Source organism: Citrobacter sp. Ce119, from assembly GCF_030334525.1.
GTDB lineage: Bacteria > Pseudomonadota > Gammaproteobacteria > Enterobacterales > Enterobacteriaceae > Citrobacter > Citrobacter europaeus.
This window is the reverse complement of record NZ_JAOWDR010000053.1, coordinates 22,699-28,855: the sequence shown is the minus strand read 5'-3', so window position 1 is coordinate 28,855 and position 6,157 is coordinate 22,699. Positions and strand designations below refer to the sequence as shown.

Sequence of the window (6,157 nt, the reverse complement as noted above, 5' to 3'; positions counted from 1 at the left end):
CGTGGTATCACCATCAACACTTCTCACGTTGAATATGACACCCCGACTCGCCACTACGCACACGTAGACTGCCCGGGCCACGCCGACTATGTTAAAAACATGATCACCGGTGCTGCGCAGATGGACGGCGCGATCCTGGTTGTTGCTGCGACTGACGGCCCGATGCCGCAGACTCGTGAGCACATCCTGCTGGGTCGTCAGGTAGGCGTTCCGTACATCATCGTGTTCCTGAACAAATGCGACATGGTTGATGACGAAGAGCTGCTGGAACTGGTAGAAATGGAAGTTCGTGAACTTCTGTCTCAGTACGATTTCCCGGGCGACGACACTCCGATCGTTCGTGGTTCTGCTCTGAAAGCGCTGGAAGGCGAAGCAGAGTGGGAAGCGAAAATCATCGAACTGGCTGGCTTCCTGGATTCTTACATCCCAGAACCAGAGCGTGCGATTGACAAGCCGTTCCTGCTGCCTATCGAAGACGTATTCTCCATCTCCGGTCGTGGTACCGTTGTTACCGGTCGTGTAGAGCGCGGTATCATCAAAGTTGGTGAAGAAGTTGAAATCGTTGGTATCAAGGACACTGCTAAGTCTACTTGTACCGGCGTTGAAATGTTCCGCAAACTGCTGGACGAAGGCCGTGCTGGTGAGAACGTTGGTGTTCTGCTGCGTGGTATCAAACGTGAAGAAATCGAACGTGGTCAGGTACTGGCTAAGCCGGGCTCTATCAAGCCGCACACCAAGTTCGAATCTGAAGTGTACATTCTGTCCAAAGACGAAGGCGGCCGTCATACTCCGTTCTTCAAAGGCTACCGTCCGCAGTTCTACTTCCGTACTACTGACGTGACTGGTACCATCGAACTGCCGGAAGGCGTTGAGATGGTAATGCCGGGCGACAACATCAAAATGGTTGTTACCCTGATCCACCCAATCGCGATGGACGACGGTCTGCGTTTCGCAATCCGTGAAGGCGGCCGTACTGTTGGTGCGGGCGTTGTTGCTAAAGTAATGAGCTAATTATTAGTTAATTAGCTTTGAGCTTAAAAAGGGCGCTTCGGCGCCCTTTTTGCTGCCTGCTATTTAGCGATTGTCATATTTATTCGCATTTTTTATTCATTCTCCCGCCGCGTAAATAGCGTTGTGCTATTGTAATCATAACTATTCTCATTTACACTTTGCGCAGAAATTGAACGGGAGCGATCATGTACGTTTGTTTGTGTAATGCGATAAGTGATAAAAAAATACGTCAGGCTGTTCGCCAGTTTCATCCTCAGTCCTTTCAACAATTACGTAAATTTATTCCTGTTGGAAATCAATGTGGTAAGTGTATTCGTGCCGCCCGCGAAGTCATGCAGGATGAATTAACGCAAATGCCAGAATTTAAAGAGATCGCCTAAGTCACACTCTTTTTTTTGACATCCCTGTAGCCCCATCTACGCTCTAATAGTGGAAGCGGAGGGACTATAAAATGAAAGGTGATGTTAAAATCATAAATTATCTCAATAAACTATTGGGAAATGAGCTTGTCGCAATCAACCAGTATTTTCTCCATGCCCGTATGTTTAAAAACTGGGGACTGACTCGCCTCAATGATGTTGAGTACCATGAATCTATCGATGAGATGAAGCACGCTGATAAATACATTGAGCGTATTTTATTTTTAGAAGGGCTCCCAAACTTACAGGACCTCGGTAAGTTGGGTATAGGCGAAGACGTTGAAGAGATGCTGCAATCCGATCTTCGACTGGAACTCGATGGTGCTAAAGACTTACGTGAAGCCATTGCCTATGCCGATAGCGTTCATGACTATGTCAGCCGGGATATGATGATCGAGATCCTGACTGAAGAAGAAGGGCATATTGACTGGCTCGAAACAGAGCTGGACCTGATTGCAAAACTTGGCTTGCAAAACTATCTGCAATCGCAAATTAAAGTCAGCGACTAACTGCCCTGTATCATACTTACCAGGCCAATGACAAAACCCGCAGCCGCCAGATATGGCCCAAATGGCAGCGGGTTTTTTAGTACCTGTCTCCCGCACCGGACGCAGGAAATCCCGGTGAGGCAACAGGCCATGCCTGCGGCAAGTAAAACCAACAGTGGTAATGATTCCCAGCGATGCCATGCGCCTAGCGCGGCAAGAAATTTGACATCACCAAAGCCTAACCCTTCCTGACGGCATATCAGACGATACCCCCAGTAGAACAAAGCAAATACCCCATACCCCGCTACGGCACCCCAAAGCGCGTCGGATAACTGCGCCGGTCTGCAGCACTGATGATAAATAAGACCGCCCCACAAAAGAGGGCAGGTAAATTTGTCGGGCAGCAGTCCGGTACGTAGGTCATGGACTAAGAGCAACCCTGATAGCGAAACATAAATCAGCAGAAAGGGAAAATCGATGTACATGGGCAAGCCTCATCTGGCAAAGCGTTTACCCTCGGGTAAACCCGGCGGCTCTACAAGTCCGGGATGTGGGTTATGTTTGCTCCCTTCCAGGGAAAACGCGTTGCACCACAGGACATACAATCAGAGTGGAAGGGGACCCGCATTTGTGAACGAGTGATTAATTTCTACGCGGCACTTGCTTAAGACTGAGATTTACGTATAATGCGCGGGCTTGTCTAATATTGACAGCGGTTCGATATGAGCCACCGGTACTGCGAAAGCAATACCAGACAATGTTCCCAATCGGGGAACTCTGTAAGAACGGTTACACTCTCCCATCAATCGTAATGGGTTTGAGGAGTAACTATTTCGTCTATAAAATAATTGGAGCTCTGGTCTCATGCAGAACCAAAGAATCCGTATCCGTTTGAAAGCGTTTGATCATCGTCTGATCGATCAATCAACCGCGGAAATCGTCGAGACTGCCAAGCGCACTGGTGCGCAGGTTCGTGGTCCGATCCCGCTGCCGACCCGCAAAGAGCGTTTCACCGTTCTGATCTCCCCGCACGTCAACAAAGACGCGCGTGATCAGTACGAGATCCGTACTCACAAGCGTCTGGTTGACATCGTTGAGCCAACTGAAAAAACCGTTGATGCTCTGATGCGTCTGGACCTGGCTGCCGGTGTAGACGTGCAGATCAGCCTGGGTTAATCAGGTCATCGAGCGATTGAGAGGTTGATACAATGATTGGTTTAGTCGGTAAAAAAGTGGGTATGACCCGCATCTTCACTGAAGATGGCGTATCTATCCCAGTAACCGTTATCGAAGTTGAAGCAAACCGCGTTACTCAGGTTAAAGATCTGGCTAACGATGGCTATCGCGCTGTTCAGGTTACCACCGGTGCTAAAAAAGCTAACCGCGTAACTAAGCCGGAAGCTGGCCACTTTGCTAAAGCTGGCGTAGAAGCTGGCCGCGGCCTGTGGGAGTTCCGTCTGGCAGATGGTGAAGAATACACCGTTGGTCAGAACATTAGCGTTGAACTGTTTGCTGACGTTAAAAAAGTTGACGTAACCGGTACCTCTAAAGGTAAAGGTTTCGCTGGTACCGTTAAGCGCTGGAACTTCCGTACCCAGGACGCTACTCACGGTAACTCCTTGTCTCACCGCGTTCCGGGTTCTATCGGTCAGAACCAGACTCCGGGCAAAGTGTTCAAAGGCAAGAAAATGGCAGGTCAGCTGGGCAACGAACGTGTAACCGTTCAGAGCCTGGACGTAGTACGTGTTGACGCTGAGCGCAACCTGCTGCTGGTTAAAGGTGGTGTTCCGGGTGCGACCGGTTGCGACCTGATCGTTAAACCAGCTGTGAAGGCGTAAGGGGATAGCAATGGAATTAGTATTGAAAGACGCGCAGAGCGCGCTGACTGTTTCCGAAACTACCTTCGGTCGTGATTTCAACGAAGCGCTGGTTCACCAGGTTGTTGTTGCTTATGCAGCTGGTGCTCGTCAGGGTACTCGTGCTCAGAAGACTCGTGCTGAAGTAACTGGTTCAGGCAAAAAGCCGTGGCGCCAGAAAGGTACCGGCCGTGCGCGTTCAGGTTCTATCAAGAGCCCGATCTGGCGTTCAGGTGGCGTGACCTTCGCTGCTCGTCCACAGGACCACAGTCAAAAAGTTAACAAAAAGATGTACCGCGGCGCGCTGAAAAGCATTCTGTCCGAACTGGTACGTCAGGATCGTCTGATCGTTGTCGAATCATTCTCTGTAGAAGCGCCTAAAACTAAGCTGCTGGCACAGAAACTGAAAGACATGGCTCTGGAAGATGTGCTGATCATCACCGGTGAGCTGGACGAAAACCTGTTCCTGGCTGCGCGCAACCTGCACAAGGTTGACGTACGCGATGCAACTGGTATCGACCCGGTTAGCCTGATCGCCTTCGACAAAGTCGTAATGACTGCTGATGCTGTTAAGCAAGTTGAGGAGATGCTGGCATGATTCGTGAAGAACGTCTGCTGAAAGTGCTGCGCGCACCGCACGTTTCTGAAAAAGCGTCTACTGCGATGGAAAAAACTAACACCATCGTTCTCAAAGTTGCTAAAGACGCGACCAAAGCAGAAATCAAAGCTGCTGTGCAGAAACTGTTTGAAGTCGAAGTCGAAGTCGTTAACACCCTGGTAGTTAAAGGGAAAGTTAAACGTCACGGACAGCGTATCGGTCGTCGTAGCGACTGGAAAAAAGCTTACGTCACCCTGAAGGAAGGCCAGAATCTGGACTTCGTCGGCGGCGCTGAGTAAGTCGGAGGAGTAATACAATGGCAGTTGTTAAATGTAAACCGACATCTCCGGGTCGTCGCCACGTTGTTAAAGTGGTCAACCCAGAGCTGCACAAGGGCAAACCTTTTGCTCCGCTGGTTGAAAAAAACAGCAAATCCGGTGGTCGTAACAACAATGGCCGCATCACCACTCGTCACATCGGTGGTGGTCACAAGCAGGCTTATCGTATTGTTGACTTCAAACGCAACAAAGACGGTATCCCGGCAGTTGTTGAACGTCTTGAGTACGATCCGAACCGCTCCGCGAACATCGCGCTGGTTCTGTACAAAGACGGTGAACGCCGTTACATCCTGGCCCCTAAAGGCCTGAAAGCTGGCGACCAGATTCAATCTGGCGTTGATGCTGCAATCAAAGCAGGTAACACCCTGCCGATGCGCAATATCCCGGTTGGTTCTACCGTTCATAACGTAGAAATGAAACCAGGTAAAGGCGGTCAGCTGGCACGTTCCGCTGGTACTTACGTTCAGATCGTTGCTCGTGATGGTGCTTATGTCACCCTGCGTCTGCGTTCTGGTGAAATGCGTAAAGTAGAAGCAGACTGCCGTGCAACTCTGGGCGAAGTTGGCAATGCTGAGCATATGCTGCGCGTTCTGGGTAAAGCAGGTGCTGCACGCTGGCGTGGTGTTCGTCCTACCGTTCGCGGTACTGCGATGAACCCAGTCGACCACCCACATGGTGGTGGTGAAGGTCGTAACTTTGGTAAGCACCCGGTAACTCCGTGGGGCGTTCAGACCAAAGGTAAGAAGACCCGCAGCAACAAGCGTACTGATAAATTCATCGTACGTCGCCGTAGCAAATAATTTTAGAGGATAAGCCATGCCACGTTCTCTCAAGAAAGGTCCTTTTATTGACCTGCACTTGCTGAAGAAGGTAGAGAAAGCGGTGGAAAGCGGAGACAAGAAGCCCCTGCGCACTTGGTCCCGTCGTTCAACGATCTTTCCTAACATGATCGGTTTGACCATCGCTGTCCATAATGGTCGTCAGCACGTTCCGGTATTTGTTTCCGACGAAATGGTCGGTCACAAACTGGGTGAATTCGCACCGACTCGTACTTATCGCGGCCACGCTGCTGATAAAAAAGCGAAGAAGAAATAAGGTAGGAGGAAGAGATGGAAACTTTAGCTCAACATCGCCATGCTCGTTCTTCTGCTCAGAAGGTTCGCCTTGTTGCAGACCTGATTCGCGGTAAGAAAGTGTCGCAGGCTCTGGATATTCTGACCTACACCAATAAGAAAGCGGCTGTACTGGTTAAGAAAGTCCTGGAATCTGCCATTGCTAACGCTGAACACAACGATGGCGCTGACATTGACGATCTGAAAGTTACGAAAATTTTCGTAGACGAAGGCCCGAGCATGAAGCGCATTATGCCGCGTGCAAAAGGTCGTGCAGATCGCATCCTGAAGCGCACCAGCCACATTACTGTGGTTGTGTCCGATCGCTGAGACTC

Annotated in this window: 11 protein-coding genes; 10 read left to right on the top strand and 1 reads right to left on the bottom strand. The window is 50.2% G+C overall.

The window, feature by feature from the left end; all coding sequences use genetic code 11:
* The 3 genes from tuf to bfr form a co-directional block, all read left to right on the top strand.
* Positions 1-1,011: elongation factor Tu (tuf, locus tag OGV80_RS14375; RefSeq protein ID WP_286514208.1), on the top strand; the 1,011-nt coding region annotated here is incomplete at its 5' end.
* A gap of 185 nt (positions 1,012-1,196) precedes the next feature.
* Entirely contained in the window at positions 1,197-1,391 is a 195-nt protein-coding gene (bfd, locus tag OGV80_RS14370; protein ID WP_003031111.1) for a bacterioferritin-associated ferredoxin, read from the top strand.
* 71 nt (positions 1,392-1,462) lie between these two features.
* Positions 1,463-1,939, top strand: a complete 477-nt coding sequence (gene bfr / locus OGV80_RS14365) for a bacterioferritin (RefSeq protein ID WP_003031113.1) — start codon at positions 1,463-1,465, stop codon at positions 1,937-1,939.
* Here bfr and OGV80_RS14360 read toward each other — a convergent pair.
* On the bottom strand, positions 1,936-2,403 hold the full coding sequence (locus OGV80_RS14360) for a prepilin peptidase (protein ID WP_043018542.1): 468 nt from the start codon (positions 2,401-2,403) through the stop codon (positions 1,936-1,938). The genes bfr and OGV80_RS14360 overlap by 4 nt on opposite strands.
* A gap of 379 nt (positions 2,404-2,782) precedes the next feature.
* Here OGV80_RS14360 and rpsJ point away from each other — a divergent pair, with 379 nt between their 5' ends.
* From rpsJ to rplV, 7 genes are read left to right on the top strand one after another with little or no spacing between them, the layout of a single operon-like run.
* Positions 2,783-3,094: a 30S ribosomal protein S10 gene (rpsJ, locus tag OGV80_RS14355; protein ID WP_001181005.1), complete on the top strand. Its 312-nt coding sequence runs from the start codon at positions 2,783-2,785 to the stop codon at positions 3,092-3,094.
* Between the two features lie 32 nt (positions 3,095-3,126).
* Positions 3,127-3,756 carry a 50S ribosomal protein L3 gene (gene rplC / locus OGV80_RS14350; protein WP_003031117.1) on the top strand — a complete coding sequence of 210 codons (630 nt, stop codon included), beginning with the start codon at positions 3,127-3,129 and terminating at the stop codon, positions 3,754-3,756.
* Positions 3,757-3,766: 10 nt separating this feature from the next.
* On the top strand, positions 3,767-4,372 hold the full coding sequence (gene rplD, locus OGV80_RS14345) for a 50S ribosomal protein L4 (RefSeq protein WP_003031119.1): 606 nt from the start codon (positions 3,767-3,769) through the stop codon (positions 4,370-4,372).
* Positions 4,369-4,671 carry a 50S ribosomal protein L23 gene (rplW, locus tag OGV80_RS14340; protein WP_000617546.1) on the top strand — a complete coding sequence of 101 codons (303 nt, stop codon included), beginning with the start codon at positions 4,369-4,371 and terminating at the stop codon, positions 4,669-4,671. Before rplD ends, rplW begins: the two co-directional genes overlap by 4 nt.
* Positions 4,672-4,688: 17 nt before the next feature.
* Positions 4,689-5,510, top strand: a complete 822-nt coding sequence (gene rplB / locus OGV80_RS14335; RefSeq protein ID WP_000301869.1) for a 50S ribosomal protein L2 — start codon at positions 4,689-4,691, stop codon at positions 5,508-5,510.
* A 16-nt stretch (positions 5,511-5,526) separates the two neighbouring features.
* On the top strand, positions 5,527-5,805 hold the full coding sequence (gene rpsS, locus OGV80_RS14330) for a 30S ribosomal protein S19 (RefSeq protein ID WP_001138115.1): 279 nt from the start codon (positions 5,527-5,529) through the stop codon (positions 5,803-5,805).
* A gap of 14 nt (positions 5,806-5,819) precedes the next feature.
* The gene (gene rplV, locus OGV80_RS14325) at positions 5,820-6,152 is read left to right on the top strand and encodes a 50S ribosomal protein L22 (protein WP_000448832.1); all 333 of its coding nucleotides are present in this window, start codon (positions 5,820-5,822) and stop codon (positions 6,150-6,152) included.
* The last annotated feature ends 5 nt before the right edge of the window (positions 6,153-6,157 follow it).

Excerpts from the sequence above, each read along its gene's own strand:
- bfd (WP_003031111.1), top strand. The coding sequence starts at position 1,197 with ATGTACGTTTGTTTGTGTAATGCGATAAGTGATAAAAAAATACGTCAG.
- bfr (WP_003031113.1), top strand. The coding sequence starts at position 1,463 with ATGAAAGGTGATGTTAAAATCATAAATTATCTCAATAAACTATTGGGA.
- OGV80_RS14360 (WP_043018542.1), bottom strand. The coding sequence starts at position 2,403 with ATGTACATCGATTTTCCCTTTCTGCTGATTTATGTTTCGCTATCAGGG.
- rpsJ (WP_001181005.1), top strand. The coding sequence starts at position 2,783 with ATGCAGAACCAAAGAATCCGTATCCGTTTGAAAGCGTTTGATCATCGT.
- rplC (WP_003031117.1), top strand. The coding sequence starts at position 3,127 with ATGATTGGTTTAGTCGGTAAAAAAGTGGGTATGACCCGCATCTTCACT.
- rplD (WP_003031119.1), top strand. The coding sequence starts at position 3,767 with ATGGAATTAGTATTGAAAGACGCGCAGAGCGCGCTGACTGTTTCCGAA.
- rplW (WP_000617546.1), top strand. The coding sequence starts at position 4,369 with ATGATTCGTGAAGAACGTCTGCTGAAAGTGCTGCGCGCACCGCACGTT.
- rplB (WP_000301869.1), top strand. The coding sequence starts at position 4,689 with ATGGCAGTTGTTAAATGTAAACCGACATCTCCGGGTCGTCGCCACGTT.
- rpsS (WP_001138115.1), top strand. The coding sequence starts at position 5,527 with ATGCCACGTTCTCTCAAGAAAGGTCCTTTTATTGACCTGCACTTGCTG.
- rplV (WP_000448832.1), top strand. The coding sequence starts at position 5,820 with ATGGAAACTTTAGCTCAACATCGCCATGCTCGTTCTTCTGCTCAGAAG.